Below are 15,590 nucleotides of genomic sequence, written 5' to 3'. Positions count from 1 at the left end.
TGCGCCCAAGTGAAAATCGGCGTTTTTCTAGTTAGGATTTATTGCCAAAAATCTGTTGGCGTAACGAGTTAACTTCCTGTACTAATTCCTGGCGGGTGGATGCTTTGAGCAAGTAACGGTAGACAAACCAAGCCGCATATCCCATGCCAATTAACTCAAAAGTGGGAGCTACCAAGGGAATATCATTGAGGGCATCAACTACCGCAAATAACACCTTAATTGTGACCACTGCCACCACAATTAACAGGATAGTAACAATAGGTTTTTGATACTCTCCAAAAAACTTGGAAACATAACCTGGTAGTTCCGACAAAAAGACAACTACTTTCTCTTTGATTTCTTCAAATTGTTCTTTATTCGGTCCCTGGTCTTGTGTGGGTGTCATAGTTCCTCCTTCGGGGGAAGTGGTGGTGGGGTTGGCACTTTTGGTAGGTTCTACCATGTTAAATCTCCTTCGACTTAATACAAGATTATCGCTATTGACACTCCCAGCCCTAACAGGACGGGGATTCTTGGGTCTTCGGGGAGCGGGCGCTTAACCCCTCACCAAGCATCTTCACCGCGTGTCCCACGGCTGCAAGTCCACGCCTTGAAGTTGAGTTTTTCGGCGAATATCACCCCTACCCTATCACAGAGACGGTCCGCTAGTTTCCAGAAGAAATACCGCCTGGTATTGCAGATGTATTCGTGCAATTGAGTCACTTTTAGATCAGCCTTGCGCCGGGCTAGGTTTCAGGCCCAATTATCCGGTAAACCGCATTTTTCCAGGGTGTCCCTATCCTGCAATAGTTCTTTAGTGGGTCGATCTACTTGAATTTTGCCATCTCCCAAAATTAGCGATCGCTCTGTTACTCGGCTTACCCATTGTAGATCGTGGGAAGCAATCAATAGGACTTCGATAGGTAAATTAACTAAAATTTCCGCTAAGTTACGCCGCCACCAGGGGTCCAGCCCATTGGTCGGCTCATCTAAAATCAAAATGCTAGGATTTAGGGCTAGAATGGCCGCTAAGGTGGCTAAACGTTTCTGACCCCCTGATAGTTCATGCACAGACCGATGAGCCAATTTAGCTAAACCAAATTGGGCTAACAATTGATGGGCGATTTCTGAGGCTTGCTCATTACTAACCCCATAATTACAGGGACCGAACATGACATCCTCAAAAATGGTCGGCATAAATAGCTGGTCGTTAGGGTCTTGGAAACCAAAACCTATCTGGCGGCGTATCTGTCGCAGGCTTGACGGTTCTACCAGGGTTCCCTGAATCCAAATCTTGCCACTATTAGGGCTTTTTAAGCCAATTAGGGTTTCCATCAGTGTACTTTTACCCGTCCCCGTTGGTCCGAGAAGCCCTAGACGTTCTCCTGGGTTCAAGCTAAAGGAAATTTCCCGCCAAATTGGCTTTTCACCACCATAGCTAAATGTCAGATTCTCAACTCTTATGCTACAATTAGATTCCCAATGCGATCGCTTCATCAAAACGCCGTCTATCTTCAAACTCCTAAATAGTCATCATTAATTATCCATTATCCATTATAGCCCGTGGGGCGGGTTTATTAAGATGGTCGTCAGCCATTTATAATTCACAGCGGAGGCGCGCCCCTACCTAATTATTTATTAGAAGTCAAGAAACCGGGTTTCTAACCGGTGATTATTATTCGCCGTGGGGCGGGTTTATTAAGATGGTCGTCAGCCATTCATAATTCACAGCCGAACCCGCCCCTACCTAATTATTAATTATTAATTATGATTGGATTCCCTCCTGCATAATTTGTAACCATTGAATGAGACAATCGAGCTGCTTACTAGGAGGTAACGCCCCCAAGCCACGAATCTTTACCTGTTGGCGACCGTAGATAAAACGAGGCTGTAAATGTTCAGGTAAATTCTGCTTTAATAAATTCCAGGCGGGTTCTTCCATAGGTGTTTCTAAAACAATATTCTGCTTAGAATCATCCAGTCTAATGCGAGCGAAACCCAACTTTTTAGCAATTTGTTTTAACTCCATTACCCGGAGTAACTGTTGGGCTGGTGCGGGAATTGTACCATAGCGATCGCTCCAATCTTCCTCAATTCTACTTAACTCTTCCGAATCCTGACAAGATGCCACTGCCCGATAAGCACTCATTTTTTGATCTAAATCTGTGATATAATCTGATGGGATGAATGCCGTCAAAATCAGATCCACCTGAGTATCATCGACCTGGGGAATTTCCTGTCCGCGTACCTCTTGGATAGCTTCCTGTAGCATTTCGGTATATAAATCAAAACCGATCGCATTCATTTGACCCGACTGTTGAGCGCCCAAAATATCCCCAGCGCCGCGAATTTCCAAATCTCGCATCGCCAATTGATAACCAGACCCCAACTGGGTAAACTCCTTAATCGCCCTCAGTCGCTTAACCGCATCTTCTGTCAAAGCCACCTGTCCGTCACCTTTAACCGGATAAAATAGCCAAGCGTGGGCTTGAACTCCCGCCCTCCCCACACGACCGCGCAACTGATACAATTGTCCTAGCCCGAATTTATGGGCATCCTCGACCAGAATAGTATTAACGCGGGGGATATCTAAGCCCGACTCAATAATGGTCGTACAGACGAGAATATCAGCCTCTCCGGCGCTAAAAGTGAGCATGATCGACTCTAACTCTCCAGCTTCCATTTGACCATGAGCGATCGCCAATCTAGCGCTAGGGACCATTTCTCTAATCGCCGCCGACTTCTCCTCAATACCCTCAATACGGGGAACCACATAAAACACCTGTCCTCCCCGATCTAGTTCCTGACAAATCGCCGCCCTAATAGTTTCCTGGTTTAATGGTCCTAAATGGGTTTGAATTGGGCGACGAGAGGGTGGTGGGGTTGCAATTAAACTCATTTCTCGAATACCTGATAACGCCATATACAGCGTCCTGGGAATGGGAGTCGCCGTCAGAGTCAAAACATCCACATGAGTTTTTAGGGCTTTAATTTTCTCTTTTTGATTCACCCCAAACCGCTGTTCTTCATCCACTACCAACAGTCCCAAATCCCGAAATTTAATATGTTTCGATAACACCGAATGCGTACCCACAATAATATCTATTTCTCCGGTCGTTAACTTTTGTTGAATTGACTTTTTTTCACTAGCGCTACGGAAGCGATTAAGCAATCCAATTTCAATGGGATAAGGCGCAAAACGTTCTTTGAGTGTGTGATAATGTTGTTGGGTGAGAATCGTTGTGGGGGCGAGAAATGCCACTTGTTTCCCCGCCGTAACTGCTTTAAAAATTGCCCTAATTGCTACTTCCGTTTTCCCAAAACCGACATCTCCACACACCAGACGATCCATAGGGCGATCGCTTTCCATATCCCGTTTCACATCTTGGCTACATTTCAGTTGGTCGGGAGTCGGTTGATAGGGAAAAGAATCTTCCATTTCCTGCTGCCAAGGTGTATCATCGGGATAGCTAAATCCAGTTTTTTGGGAACGTTCGGCGTAAAGTTTCAGCAAATCAACCGCCAATTTTTTAATGGACTTACCCACTTTTTCCCGACTTTTTTCCCAGGCTTTACCCGTCAACTTATTGAGTTGGGGAACCTTCGACTCTGACCGCCTTAGACGGGATAAAGTTCCCACCTGATCCGCCGCCACTCTTAGGGTTCCATCTGCATATTGTAACACTAAATAATCGCGGATTTCTTGATTAATAGTCAGGCTTTCCAACTTCACAAATTTACCGATTCCATGTTGGCGGTGAACCACATAATCTCCCGGTTGTAGTCGATTCGGATCTACCTGTTTGGAGGCGGCGCGGCGGCGTTTGCGGATATAACCAGAAGTAGCTAAAGCGTGTTGACCATAAAACTCTCTGTCCGTGATAATAACTAAACGGAAGGTGGGGAGAATAAACCCTTCTAATTCGGCTAGTCCCGTATATTTTAAAGCAATGGGGGTATTACGGATTAATGAGTCTATGGCTGGATAGTCGCGGGGGTTGGGTATAAATTTAGATGGGCAATCATGTTCCGATAACAAAGCCACTGAGCGGCTAGGTTGGGCGGAAATTAGAAAGACTGTAAATTGGCGATCGCGTTGTTGGCGAATCACCTCCGCAATTTTTCCGAATTGGTGGGGAGTCACCGGGACGGGACGACTGGCTAAGTTTATCGATGCTGTGGAAGCCGGAATAAGAGGGGATTTATAATCGACCAGTTCACTCAGATACAGCCTATCAAAACGATTTTCAACCGCCGCTAGGGACTCCCGGAAGCATTGATGAATTGCCGGAATTTCCAGGGATATCCCTTCTGCTGTTACCAGCTTACCTTGTTCATTTTGCCACTGTTCATCGATATGTTCAAACCAGCGATCGCCATGACCTGCACATTGGTCAGGTTCATCAATTACCGCTAAAGTTAATTCCGGTAGATAATCAATTAAAGAAGCTGGCTTGTGATATGCTAATCCTAACAGATGAGATAGTCCGGTTTTCGTCTCCGATATCTGAGCCGATTTGAGAGTTTCTAGGGTCTCCGTAGATAGGGATAAATTCGCTTCGATAATGGGAGCAAAATTCGTCGGCGTGAGAATTAGTTGCTCAACCCGATCAAGCGATCGCTGTGTCACCGGGTCCAGTTCCCTAATTCTTTCTAACTCATCCCCAAACCATTCCAGACGCACCGGAAGTTCTGAAGCCACAGGGAACACATCTACAATATCTCCCCGGCGACTCCACTGCCCCTCAGTTTCCACCACTGCCACCCGTTGATATCCCAACCGGGCGAGTTTTTCGTCTATGGTTTTTCCTTCCCAGGTCATCCCCAACTTCAGGGTTAGACAATAACTCTGGAAGTCACTCACCGGAGGGAGATGGGGTTGTAAAGACCTCTCTGTAGCTACCACCGCCACCGGGTCCGCTTTCCCCGTGTTTCTTGTCACTAAGTCCGCTAATACCTGCATCTGTCCCCAGACCATCTCTTCGCTATAACTGGGTTCATAGGGGGATGCTTCCGAGGTCGGGTAAAAGTGTACTGTCTGCCACCCCATCACCTCTAGCTGGGCTGACCACCTACCAGCCTCTTCCAAAGTAGCTGTTATCACCAATAGGTTTAACCCCGCTTCCTGGGCTAAAGCTGAAGCCGTCAGTCCTTTGGGAACACGGGGAAGACCGTTAAGGTGAAGGGCTTGCTGTTGGTTCAGTTTAGTCAGAAGTTCAGCCGTCAGAGGCGATCGCCCCAAGGCCCGAACTACAGCAGAAAAGGTCATAAGTTAGCCGACTGACAACAAAATATTTTTATATTCTATAACCTTTGGGCTATTTTGACGGCAACTTCTCTGATTTCCCCCACTTACCCTGATTGCCTATTTATCAACTCCACATCATCCGCCCATTTCCCTTCTGCCTTTTGATTACACTATTATCAAGTATTTATACCCCTAAACCACGCCCCTCCCTATTCCCTGTTATCATAGGTATGGACAATATCCGTCGGGACTGCTATCCTAATCAATCATCCGAGGAAGTAAATCCATAAGACTTCATGAAAAAATTATTACCATCTGTAAAATTACCCCCCTGGCGGCAAATTTTACTCCTACTGTTTTGCTGGACAATTCTACCGTTCTTCTTAGTAGAAGTAATCATGATTGTCTCTGAACCCTATTTATTTCGCGGACTCTATCAATACGACCCTGATATGGGGTTTAAAATTCGCGGTCATGCTAACGGTAATAATCAATTTGGTTTCAATGACCGAGACTATCCCCTCCAACCAGATCCTGATATATTTCGGATGCTCATTCTCAGCGACTCTTTTAATTGGGCTGGTGGTCAAGAAGGCAACTATACCGCCTTATTGGAAAACCAATTTAGCCAACATTACGGACAGCATCAAGTCGATGTCATTAATGCTGGATATCCCGGAACCCATACCGCCGAACAACTAGCCTTATTGAAAAAATATGGATTGCAGTATAATCCCCATTTAGTCGTCTTGGGTTTTTTTGTGGGGAATGATTTTGTTGATGCTGACCCCTATCGAAAACGAATCATTGTGAACGATCTTTACATTGATATAGACCCTCGCCAAGAGTTAATTATATTTGGTTATCCGATTATTCCTAAATCACGACTATTACTGTTTATTCAACAAAAATATAAAATCTTTCGAGAAGCCGCTAGGTCTCAACAGTCTCAACAGTCTCATCAACTCCCCCAGAGTCAGTTAGTCGCGACTACTGAGGCGATCGCCTTAGACGAACCCGAAACATCCCCAGGTATTCTGTCCCTGGAGAAATTTCTGGATGTAGAACGTGGTCGGATGAGTTTCTGCAATATCGAGAAGCTACAAAATGGCGATCGTGATGCTAACATTAACTATATCTTGGATAGCATCTCAGAAATGAATGCCATTCTCCAAGACAGGAACATTAAGTTTATCGTGGCTATCTATCCCGACGAATACCAGGTTAACGACCACTTGTTAAATCAACTCCAGTCTACCTTTTACCTAAACTTAGATGATTATGACATTACCTGTCAGCAAAATATCCTCATCCCACATTTGGAGTCAAACAACATTCCCTATATTGACCTCACTCCTAGATTTAGAGTAGAACAACAAAACCGCCATCTCTATCTATTCCAAGAACCCCATTGGAACTCCCACGGAAACAAACTGGCTAAAGATATCTTGTTTGAACACTTAGTTAAAATTACCGACTCCGTATTCGCACCCGAGGAAAAATGAACCAAGAAAAGTTAAAAATTTCCCAAAAATTACCGATAAAAGCCATTGTTAATAACCCAGTTTGTAAATTTTTTAGCCAAACCTTAATTATCGCGGGAATTACATTTCTGCTAACCGAGGCTACCTTCAGGATTTATCACAGAATTAATCCCACATTTGTTTTCTATAACCGTTCATATAATCGTTGGCGAGGAAGACCCCACGCCCAAGATTTTGACTTTCAACTAAACTCCCATGGCTTTAAAGATGTGGAATTTACACAAGCAAAACCGGAGGGTATTTATCGAATGTTGGGAATTGGTGATTCCTTCGCCTTTGGAATAGTTCCCTATCACTATAATTATTTAACCTTGATTGAGAAACAGCTAAACAGCCAAGATAAAAATATCGAAGTGATCAATATGGGAATTCCTGGCTTAGGACCCGCCGCCTATTTGGCTTTATTGATTAATGAAGGGTTAGTGCTTAATCCTGATAAAATACTCCTATCCTTTTATATTGGTAATGATTTTATCGACAATCACCTAACTTCCCTCGATAGAAATAAGGAAACCTTCTATACCGTCGCCTTTTTACAATCTTTGATTAAACTCCAAACTCAGTTTGAAGGGACTGTCTATAACCCCAATAACCTCGAATATAAAGACGACCACCCCACCTTAACTGATGAGTCCTATCTTGAACAGGTTTCTAACCTAAGTCGTATGTTTGATATTAGGACAAGGGACGGCATTTTCCTAGGGTTTTTTGAAGACGCTATGGCGGATATTCGCCGCATTAAGGAGATTTGCGATTATCGAAATATTGACCTAACCATTGTGATTATTCCTACCGAGGTACAAGTCAATAAACAACTACAATCCCAAGTTATTGATATCCTCAAGCCTGATGACCCCCAAGGTTTGGATTTTGAGCACCCTAACCGCCTCCTACGCGATCGCCTTTCTCAATACAATATCAACTATATCGACTTATTAGATGATTTTAGGCAGGTTTCCCAGACTACCCGACTCTACCGACCTAATGACAGCCACTGGAATATCGCCGGAAACGCATTGGCCGCGGAATTAATTACCAAACATCTACTTACTCACCACTTCAACTCTGACGGGGATTAGCATAAATGTGGAATTTTGTCAAGCCCCCTAATTTTGGCCTAAAAAATACTCGTGCATCGCGGCGAAATCTTCTCGAGTCTCTATTCCCGAAATTGGTCAATGTCACTACGGCTTTACTGGCTTTGGGTTCCTATAATCTCTCTTGTAGCTGACATAACCCACACCAAGAGGAGCATAACCTATAGATTCCACTCTATCATTAACATTGGGGCTTGTCAAGTACCGATTCTCTCGTCAGATTTTTTGCGATAATGAGAACCATTATCACCCCAAAATTTACAGATTGATTTAATGTTTGTATCTAAAACCATGTTTAGATAATCCTAGATTATGTTTTATAGCCAGAAACCGGGAATTTTTGTGATTGACGATATTGTAGTGATATTCTATAATTCATGGATTAAATAAAAGTGAATTATTACTAATAATCTACATGAGTTGTAATTACTGCTCTAAAAACTGTTCAGGTAAAACGTCTAGCTCACCGAGACCTTGGTGGAAGTGGTGGAGACCGAAAAGCGATCGCCATTTCTCGGCGGTGTCAAATAAGCCTACAGTCGCCCTAGTGGGTTCTCCGAATGTGGGAAAAAGCGTATTATTTAATGCCCTAACTAGCCATTATGCCACAGTTTCCAACTATCCGGGAACCACCGTAGATATTTCCACAGGAGACATGATAATTGGAGACAAAGCGATCGCCATTGTAGACACCCCAGGGATGTATTCTCTCTTACCCATTACCGAAGAAGAAAAAGTCGGTCGAGACCTATTGATGACTAGGGGGATAGATTTGGTCATTCATGTAGTAAATGCCCAACATTTAGGGAGAATGCTAAACCTAACCCTACAATTACTAGAAGCCGGATTACCAGTTTTATTAGCAGTTAATCTGATTGACGAAGCCGACCATCTTGGTATTAAAATCAATGCTGAAGACTTAGAGGAAAAGCTAGGTATTCCCGTAGTGTTAATGGCTGCAGCCCATAATATTGGAGTTCAAGAATTAAAAACCAAGGTAGTAGATTATGTTGAGTCCAGTAGTGTATCCTCCGACCATAGAAATAGCGATCGCTCACATCGAATCTCTGTTATTGAAAGATAATAGTCTCCCCTCCTATACCCTCTCCCATAGAAGTTTAGCCCTACTAATTTTGCAGCGAGATCCCCAATTTTTGGAGACCATAAAAACCAGCCCCTATCGGGAAGAATACGATCTGGCTATTATGGAAGCCCAGGTCAGTCTTGATGTTCCTATTAGTCGTGCGATCGCCATTACCCGACAAGAAAAAGCCGGGAATATTGAAAAAGAAGTCTTAACCGAATCAGCCTCCGACACCTCAGACCTAGCCGAAAAATTGCACCAGATTACAGTTAATCCGATTACCGGGTTTCCTCTACTTTTAATCATCCTATATTTCGGCGTTTATAAATTTGTCGGTGAGTTTGGCGCGGGGACTCTAGTAGACCTAATTGAAGGCGGTTTTGAAACCTATATTAATCCCAGGGTAGATGCTTTCGTAGCCGCCGTAATTCCCCTAGAGATATTCCAGGATTTATTGGCTAATGATTATGGTATTATTACTCTAGGAGTTCGTTATGCGATCGCTATTGTCTTACCCGTAGTAGGGACTTATTTTCTCATGTTTTCCTTATTAGAAGATAGTGGATATTTACCCCGGCTATCTCTCATGCTAGATCAGTTATTTAAGATAATAGGCTTATCAGGAAGGGCGGTAATTCCCATGGTATTAGGCTTAGGATGTGATACTATGGCAACTGTCGTCACTCGCACCCTAGAAACTCGTCGGGAGAGGATGATTACCATTTTTCTCCTCGCCCTAGCTGTTCCCTGTGCCGCCCAGTGGGGCGTGATTTTAGGACTACTTTCCATGAAACCAACAGCCCTATTAATTTGGGGGGGATTTATCCTCTCCGTTTTTCTAATAGTCGGCGCATTAACTTCTCGGATTATTCCCGGAAATAGATCCGAATTTTATATGGAAGTTCCCCCTTTGAGAATACCCAAGTTACAGAATATCCTCATCAAAACCTATCTGCGTATGAAGGGATATTTTTGGGAAATAGTCCCCCTATTTATTTGGGTTTCCGTGTTTATTTGGATTGGTCATTTAACCGGAGTCTTTAACTGGTTGGTTGGTTTATTAGAACCCATTACTTTAGCCTTGGGACTACCTCGAGAAGTCGCACCTATTTTCCTCTATGGTTTCTTTCGTCGTGATTATGGCGCGGCGGGACTTTTTGATTTAACTCAAACTGGTATATTAACAGGTAATCAATTAGTCGTTACCGCCATAGTTTTGACTCTGTTTCTTCCCTGTGTGGCGCAGTTTCAGGTAATGGTTAAAGAACAAGGTTTGAAAATTACTCTGATTATGGTAGCATTGATTATACCTTTTGCTTTTACCATGGGATATGGTGCGAATTTTTTACTGGACCTGGTTGGGGTGAATTTTTAATGATTTCTCTCGTGAGTTTGGATCTGAGGGTAGATGCGATCGTTGTCGAGATTAAAACCCAACAGGACACTATCCTACATAAACTCTTTGCTATGGGAGTTATGCCCGGAGTTCCTCTATTTTTGGAGCAACGTTTTCCCTCCTATGTTATCAAAATAGGACGTTCACGGGTCGCTTTAGATACCGAAACAGCTAAAACTATTTTTGTCGAGGTGAAAACATCACCCTAAACCTCTGTCAATTCATCTTCTCAACCCTCACAGGTCCGAGACTCTCCCTCAAACAAAAGTCACCAGTCGGGAGAGTTTCCCTCATATCACCTACCCACATAAGAGTTTTCAGCTTGACTTGAAAAGGTCGCGGTTTTCCGAAGTCGGAAGTTGGGAGAGTTTCCCTCAAACGGAAAGTCACCAGTCGGGAGAGTTTCCCTCATATCACCTACCCACATAGGAGTTTCCCCGTTGACTGGGAAAGGTCGCGGTTTTCCGAAGTGGGAAGTCGGGAGAGTTTCCCTCAAACAGAAAGTCACCAGTTGGGAGAGTTACTCTCATATCACCTACCCACATAAGAGTTTCCCTGTTGACTGGGAAAGGTCGCGGTTTGGAGAAGTTGGAAGTCGGGGAAGTCTGCCAAATATCACCTACCCACATAAGAGTTTTCAGCTTGACTTGAAAAGGTCGCGGTTTTCCGAAGTGGGAAGTCGGGAGAGTTTCCCTCAAACGGAAAGTCACCAGTCGGGAGAGTTTCCCTCATATCACCTAACCACATAAGAGTTTTCAGCTTGACTTGAAAAGGTCGCGGTTTTCCGAAGTCGGAAGTTGGGAGAGTTACCCTCATATCACCTACCCACATAAGAGTTTTCAGCTTGACTTGAAAAGGTCGCGGTTTTCCGAAGTCGGAAGTTGGGAGAGTTACCCTCATATCACCTACCCACATAAGAGTTTTCAGCTTGACTTGAAAAGGTCGCGGTTTTCCGAAGTGGGAAGTCGGGAGAGTTTCCCTCAAACGGAAAGTCACCAGTCGGGAGAGTTTCCCTCATATCACCTAACCACATAAGAGTTTTCAGCTTGACTTGAAAAGGTCGCGGTTTTCCGAAGTCGGAAGTTGGGAGAGTTACCCTCATATCACCTACCCACATAAGAGTTTTCAGCTTGACTTGAAAAGGTCGCGGTTTTCCGAAGTCGGAAGTTGGGAGAGTTACCCTCATATCACCTACCCACATAAGAGTTTTCAGCTTGACTTGAAAAGGTCGCGGTTTTCCGAAGTGGGAAGTTGGGAGAGTCTCCCGAAAAAAGAAAGTCGGAAGTCGGGAGAGTTACTCTCATATCACCTACCCACATAAGAGTTTCCCTGTTGACTGGGAAAGGTCGCGGCTTGGAGAAGTTGGAAGTCGGGGAAGTCTGCCAAATATCACCTACCCACATAAGAGTTTTCAGCTTGACTCGAAAAGGTCGCGGTTTTCCGAAGTGGGAAGTTGGGAGAGTCTCCCGAAAAAAGAAAGTCGGAAGTCGGGAGAGTTACTCTCATATCACCTACCCACATAAGAGTTTTCAGCTTGACTTGAAAAGGTCGCGGTTTTCCGAAGTCGGAAGTTGGAGAGTCTCCCTCAAACGGAAAGTCACCAGTCGGGAGAGTTACTCTCATATCACCTACCCACATAAGAGTTTTCAGCTTGACTCGAAAAGGTCGCGGTTTTCCGAAGTCGGAAGTTGGGAGAGTTTCCCTCATATCACCTACCCACATAAGAGTTTTCAGCTTGACTTGAAAAGGTCGCGGTTTTCCGAAGTGGGAAGTTGGGAGAGTCTCCCGAAAAAAGAAAGTCGGAAGTCGGGAGAGTTACTCTCATATCACCTACCCACATAAGAGTTTCCCTGTTGACTGGGAAAGGTCGCGGTTTGGAGAAGTTGGAAGTCGGGGAAGTCTGCCAAATATCACCTACCCACATAAGAGTTTTCAGCTTGACTCGAAAAGGTCGCGGTTTTCCGAAGTGGGAAGTTGGGAGAGTCTCCCGAAAAAAGAAAGTCGGAAGTCGGGAGAGTTACTCTCATATCACCTACCCACATAAGAGTTTTCAGCTTGACTCGAAAAGGTCGCGGTTTTCCGAAGTCGGAAGTTGGGAGAGTTTCCCTCAAACGGAAAGTCACCAGTCGGGAGAGTTACTCTCATATCACCTACCCACATAGGAGTTTCCCCGTTGACTCGAAAAGGTCGCGGTTTTCCGAAGTGGGAAGTTGGGAGAGTCTCCCGAAAAAAGAAAGTCGGAAGTCGGGAGAGTTACTCTCATATCACCTACCCACATAGGAGTTTCCCTGTTGACTGGGAAAGGTCGCGGTTTTCCGAAGTGGGAAGTTGGGAGAGTTACCCTCATATCACCTACCCACATAAGAGTTTTCAGCTTGACTCGAAAAGGTCGCGGTTTTCCGAAGTGGGAAGTTGGGAGAGTTACTCTCATATCACCTACCCACATAAGAGTTTCCCTGTTGACTTGGAAAGGGTCGCGGTTTTCCGAAGTGGGAAGTTGGGAGAGTATCGGTAAAAGGGAAAGTCGATAATTGGGAGAGTCAACTATCGACTATCAATCATTAACTGTTTAGGGGGATGATAGATTATGATTGGGAGTCAGGACGTACTAACCATTTAGAGATTTGATTCATAGCCCCGATTAGTAACGCACCCGCCATCAATAGACCGATCGCCGGTGTGAAAACAGGTTCCCAGAGTTGATACCAAAGTTCTAATCCCAGGTTAACCCCCATAGATTTACCCAAAACAGCGATCGCCAACCATAGGAAACTCAATAACACCAAAAACACATCAGCTACCAAAAGGCGGTTCAACCAGAGAATAACTTGCTCTTTCATGTTCGGATTCTGCTAAAATATTTATCTCAATAGTCATTCTAGGCAATCTGTGTCAATATGGTTCGCTACACCCTCCCCCAAAGTCCAGAAATTCTCCTGTCTGTCCGGGGTAAAGACTCCCCTAAAGCCCGTGAACAGGCTATGGATAAACTTATGGAACTTATGGATAATGGAAAATTACCCACTGAGTTGGAAGATGGCTTTAGTCCAGAGCAGTTTGTGGAGGTTAAGGAAACCTCTATGGCAACTACTGGAGAAGAAGATGCTGTCACGGAAGCTGTCCAGACCCTTAGCAACCTCGCTTCACTCAAGTTAAAAATGATGGAGTCTCGCGAAGAAGCCCTAAAAGCACGTGACCAAATTGATATCCTCTTTAGTGACCAAACTACCACCATGGAAGAAATTACTGACCTCAAAGAAGGGTTTAAGGCTTTGAAAAATTTTGCGGTCGCTAACCTTCGCTACCGGGAAGCGCGCAGCCATGCTGAGGCTGCTAGAATGGTTTTAGATGAAGCCCTAAAGTCTTCTGACAGCCACTCCCCCCCTCAAACCGATACCCCCAACGACAAGAAAAAAAACTGAGACTACATTGATTTACCGCGTCAGAAGTCAGATCTAAATTAATTCATAATTCAGAATTTGTGACTAACAATGATTACCTCAAGTCATCAAAAAAGTGATATAATTGTTATAGGTGGTGGTATTATTGGGTTATCTGTGGCGATCGCTCTCCAATGGCGAGGCGCAACTGTCACCGTCTGTAGCCGCAATACTCAAGAGGCGGCGGGATATGTGGCGGCGGGGATGTTAGCACCCCAGGCGGAAAGAATTCCCCCAAGTCCTCTGCTTGATTTAGCCCTCCGTAGTCGATCGCTTTATCAACCTTGGACTAGACAAATTCAAGACCTCACTGGCTTAGATACCGGTTATTGGCCTTGTGGTATTCTCGCCCCCGTTTACCAATATCCCCACCAAACACAACTACCACAAACTCCTGAAAGTCCCGCTATCTGGCTAGAAGCTGATCAGCTGATCACTCAACAACCCGGTTTAACTTCAGAAGTGGTTGGAGGATGGTGGTTTCCACAAGATGGTCAAGTTGACAACCGCCGCCTATTAATGCGATCGCTAATTCATGCCAGCCAACAATTAGGCATCCAAATTAGGGATGGTGTAGAAGTCCAAGAAATCGCCACCACCACTAATAAAATTAAGCAAATCAACACTAACCAAGGGGCGATCGTCGCTTCCCACTACATTCTCGCAGGCGGAGCTTGGTCAGGTCAAATCCTGCCTATCCCAGTATACCCCATAAAAGGTCAAATGTTATCACTGCGAGTCCCTAGTGATATTTCCCAACTACCTCTAAAACAAGTTCTATTTGGGTCTGGTATTTATATTGTACCACGCCGTGATGGTTTAATCGTCCTGGGGGCTACCGCTGAAAATGTCGGCTTTCACAAGAGTATAACCCCCAAAGGAATAAATACTCTCCTCTCAGAGGCTACCCGACTTTATCCCGGACTCGCAGAGTTTCCCATTGAGGAATTTTGGTCCGGTTTTCGCCCTACTACCCCCGACGAATTACCTATCTTGGGTAGGAGTCCCTTTGAGAATTTAACCCTAGCTACAGGTCATCACCGTAACGGTATTTTACTAGCCCCTATTACCGCTGAATTAATTGCTGATTTGGTATGCTATGATAAATTAGACCCTCTACTAGAATACTTCTGCTGGGACCGCTTTTCTAGCTAATTATGTGGTGGCTGTGTCAGTCCGTTTCCCTGGTTAAAGCTGAAAGCCGATTTTTGGTCCAGTGGGTCGCTGTCACTGTGGCTGGGTTTCTGGTCAGTTTGCTATGGATAGAAGTGGGAGAACGTCCTGATGTTAATTGGTTGGTCGGAGTTGTTGGTGGGTTGAGTGTTGGCGGCGCGCAATGGTTTGTCCTCCGTCACCATATTTCTTACCCCTGGCGTTGGATTTTCGTTAGTGCGATCGCTTGGTGTTTAATGGGGTTAACTCCTATGGGTGCTATGGGTTGGATGGCACCGCGGACCCTTAACCTGTTTCTCCGTCTGTTTTATGGGGTCATAGAAGGATTCAAGGTCGGTGTGGCGTTGGGACTGTTTCAATGGTGGGCTTTGCGAGAGTCCGTATTTTGGGGTCGTCGCTGGGTCGTCGCTAGTGTTGTGTGTTGGAGTGTGGGATTACCTATAGGGTGGCTATTAGGTGGCATTTTGCGACAGTTGACAGGCTTTTTCTTGGGAGATGTTATTGGTTTGACCCTCACCTGGACTATAGTTGCTGGTCTCACTGGAGTTGGTCTTATGCAACTGTTTTGGACTCAAGTCAGAATTAGGCAATAGATTGACCCGTCTGGGCTGCGCTAACTAGGACAGCCA

At 44.8% G+C, this 15,590-nt stretch carries 16 protein-coding genes; 12 read left to right on the top strand and 4 right to left on the bottom strand.

All coding sequences use genetic code 11. The features are described 5' to 3' along the window. Positions 1-31: 31 nt before the first annotated feature. From NLZ44_RS13215 to mfd, 3 genes are all read right to left on the bottom strand, one after another. Positions 32-442, bottom strand: a complete 411-nt coding sequence (locus NLZ44_RS13215; RefSeq protein WP_493750072.1) for a CAAD domain-containing protein — start codon at positions 440-442, stop codon at positions 32-34. Between the two features lie 290 nt (positions 443-732). Next, positions 733-1,476, bottom strand: coding sequence for an energy-coupling factor ABC transporter ATP-binding protein (locus NLZ44_RS13210; RefSeq protein ID WP_493752995.1), 744 nt, complete (start codon positions 1,474-1,476; stop codon positions 733-735). Positions 1,477-1,744: 268 nt separating this feature from the next. Next, complete coding sequence (mfd, locus tag NLZ44_RS13205) at positions 1,745-5,248, bottom strand: transcription-repair coupling factor (protein ID WP_493750071.1); 3,504 nt, start codon at positions 5,246-5,248, stop codon at positions 1,745-1,747. Between the two features lie 275 nt (positions 5,249-5,523). On the opposite strand from mfd, the gene NLZ44_RS13200 reads away from it, so the two are divergent. From NLZ44_RS13200 to NLZ44_RS13160, 9 genes are all read left to right on the top strand, one after another. Continuing rightward, a complete protein-coding gene (locus tag NLZ44_RS13200; RefSeq protein WP_493750070.1) occupies positions 5,524-6,732 on the top strand; it encodes an alginate O-acetyltransferase AlgX-related protein in 1,209 nt (402 codons plus the stop codon). Then, positions 6,729-7,850 carry an SGNH/GDSL hydrolase family protein gene (locus NLZ44_RS13195; RefSeq protein WP_008054075.1) on the top strand — a complete coding sequence of 374 codons (1,122 nt, stop codon included), beginning with the start codon at positions 6,729-6,731 and terminating at the stop codon, positions 7,848-7,850. The genes NLZ44_RS13200 and NLZ44_RS13195 overlap by 4 nt, the downstream gene beginning before the upstream one ends. A 433-nt stretch (positions 7,851-8,283) precedes the next feature. Next, complete coding sequence (locus NLZ44_RS13190; RefSeq protein WP_493750069.1) at positions 8,284-8,952, top strand: FeoB small GTPase domain-containing protein; 669 nt, start codon at positions 8,284-8,286, stop codon at positions 8,950-8,952. Further along, a complete protein-coding gene (locus NLZ44_RS13185) occupies positions 8,876-10,327 on the top strand; it encodes a ferrous iron transporter B (RefSeq protein WP_006669497.1) in 1,452 nt (483 codons plus the stop codon). The genes NLZ44_RS13190 and NLZ44_RS13185 overlap by 77 nt, the downstream gene beginning before the upstream one ends. Continuing rightward, the gene (locus tag NLZ44_RS13180) at positions 10,327-10,557 is read left to right on the top strand and encodes a FeoA family protein (protein WP_111893674.1); all 231 of its coding nucleotides are present in this window, start codon (positions 10,327-10,329) and stop codon (positions 10,555-10,557) included. Before NLZ44_RS13185 ends, NLZ44_RS13180 begins: the two co-directional genes overlap by 1 nt. 231 nt (positions 10,558-10,788) lie before the next feature. Beyond that, positions 10,789-11,097, top strand: a complete 309-nt coding sequence (locus NLZ44_RS13175; RefSeq protein WP_493750068.1) for a hypothetical protein — start codon at positions 10,789-10,791, stop codon at positions 11,095-11,097. A 502-nt stretch (positions 11,098-11,599) separates the two neighbouring features. Further along, positions 11,600-12,190 carry a hypothetical protein gene (locus NLZ44_RS13170; protein ID WP_493750067.1) on the top strand — a complete coding sequence of 197 codons (591 nt, stop codon included), beginning with the start codon at positions 11,600-11,602 and terminating at the stop codon, positions 12,188-12,190. 11 nt (positions 12,191-12,201) lie between these two features. Continuing rightward, positions 12,202-12,510 carry a hypothetical protein gene (locus tag NLZ44_RS13165; protein ID WP_493750066.1) on the top strand — a complete coding sequence of 103 codons (309 nt, stop codon included), beginning with the start codon at positions 12,202-12,204 and terminating at the stop codon, positions 12,508-12,510. Between the two features lie 11 nt (positions 12,511-12,521). After that, positions 12,522-12,863: a hypothetical protein gene (locus tag NLZ44_RS13160; protein ID WP_493750065.1), complete on the top strand. Its 342-nt coding sequence runs from the start codon at positions 12,522-12,524 to the stop codon at positions 12,861-12,863. A 70-nt stretch (positions 12,864-12,933) separates the two neighbouring features. Here NLZ44_RS13160 and NLZ44_RS13155 read toward each other — a convergent pair whose 3' ends face one another. Further along, positions 12,934-13,188 (bottom strand): DUF8620 family protein, encoded by a 255-nt coding sequence (locus NLZ44_RS13155; protein WP_006623610.1) that lies wholly within the window; start codon positions 13,186-13,188, stop codon positions 12,934-12,936. Between the two features lie 57 nt (positions 13,189-13,245). On the opposite strand from NLZ44_RS13155, the gene NLZ44_RS13150 reads away from it, so the two are divergent. The 3 genes from NLZ44_RS13150 (at position 13,246) to NLZ44_RS13140 (ending at position 15,554) form a co-directional block, all read left to right on the top strand. Continuing rightward, positions 13,246-13,770: a hypothetical protein gene (locus NLZ44_RS13150; protein WP_111893668.1), complete on the top strand. Its 525-nt coding sequence runs from the start codon at positions 13,246-13,248 to the stop codon at positions 13,768-13,770. A gap of 69 nt (positions 13,771-13,839) precedes the next feature. Further along, positions 13,840-14,943 (top strand): glycine oxidase ThiO, encoded by a 1,104-nt coding sequence (thiO, locus tag NLZ44_RS13145; RefSeq protein ID WP_493750064.1) that lies wholly within the window; start codon positions 13,840-13,842, stop codon positions 14,941-14,943. 2 nt (positions 14,944-14,945) lie between these two features. Next, positions 14,946-15,554: a hypothetical protein gene (locus tag NLZ44_RS13140; RefSeq protein ID WP_008054084.1), complete on the top strand. Its 609-nt coding sequence runs from the start codon at positions 14,946-14,948 to the stop codon at positions 15,552-15,554. Positions 15,555-15,590: the final 36 nt, after the last annotated feature.

The organism is Arthrospira sp. PCC 9901, from assembly GCF_059013425.1.
This window is presented reverse-complemented; position numbering and strand designations above follow the sequence as displayed.

What these genes read in the sequence shown, in the direction of transcription:
- NLZ44_RS13195 (WP_008054075.1), top strand. Translation starts at nt 6,729, where the DNA reads ATGAACCAAGAAAAGTTAAAAATTTCCCAAAAATTACCGATAAAAGCC.
- NLZ44_RS13180 (WP_111893674.1), top strand. Translation starts at nt 10,327, where the DNA reads ATGATTTCTCTCGTGAGTTTGGATCTGAGGGTAGATGCGATCGTTGTC.
- NLZ44_RS13190 (WP_493750069.1), top strand. Translation starts at nt 8,284, where the DNA reads ATGAGTTGTAATTACTGCTCTAAAAACTGTTCAGGTAAAACGTCTAGC.
- NLZ44_RS13185 (WP_006669497.1), top strand. Translation starts at nt 8,876, where the DNA reads ATGTTGAGTCCAGTAGTGTATCCTCCGACCATAGAAATAGCGATCGCT.
- NLZ44_RS13200 (WP_493750070.1), top strand. Translation starts at nt 5,524, where the DNA reads ATGAAAAAATTATTACCATCTGTAAAATTACCCCCCTGGCGGCAAATT.
- NLZ44_RS13140 (WP_008054084.1), top strand. Translation starts at nt 14,946, where the DNA reads ATGTGGTGGCTGTGTCAGTCCGTTTCCCTGGTTAAAGCTGAAAGCCGA.
- NLZ44_RS13210 (WP_493752995.1), bottom strand. Translation starts at nt 1,476, where the DNA reads ATGAAGCGATCGCATTGGGAATCTAATTGTAGCATAAGAGTTGAGAAT.
- NLZ44_RS13155 (WP_006623610.1), bottom strand. Translation starts at nt 13,188, where the DNA reads ATGAAAGAGCAAGTTATTCTCTGGTTGAACCGCCTTTTGGTAGCTGAT.
- NLZ44_RS13150 (WP_111893668.1), top strand. Translation starts at nt 13,246, where the DNA reads ATGGTTCGCTACACCCTCCCCCAAAGTCCAGAAATTCTCCTGTCTGTC.
- thiO (WP_493750064.1), top strand. Translation starts at nt 13,840, where the DNA reads ATGATTACCTCAAGTCATCAAAAAAGTGATATAATTGTTATAGGTGGT.
- mfd (WP_493750071.1), bottom strand. Translation starts at nt 5,248, where the DNA reads ATGACCTTTTCTGCTGTAGTTCGGGCCTTGGGGCGATCGCCTCTGACG.
- NLZ44_RS13215 (WP_493750072.1), bottom strand. Translation starts at nt 442, where the DNA reads ATGGTAGAACCTACCAAAAGTGCCAACCCCACCACCACTTCCCCCGAA.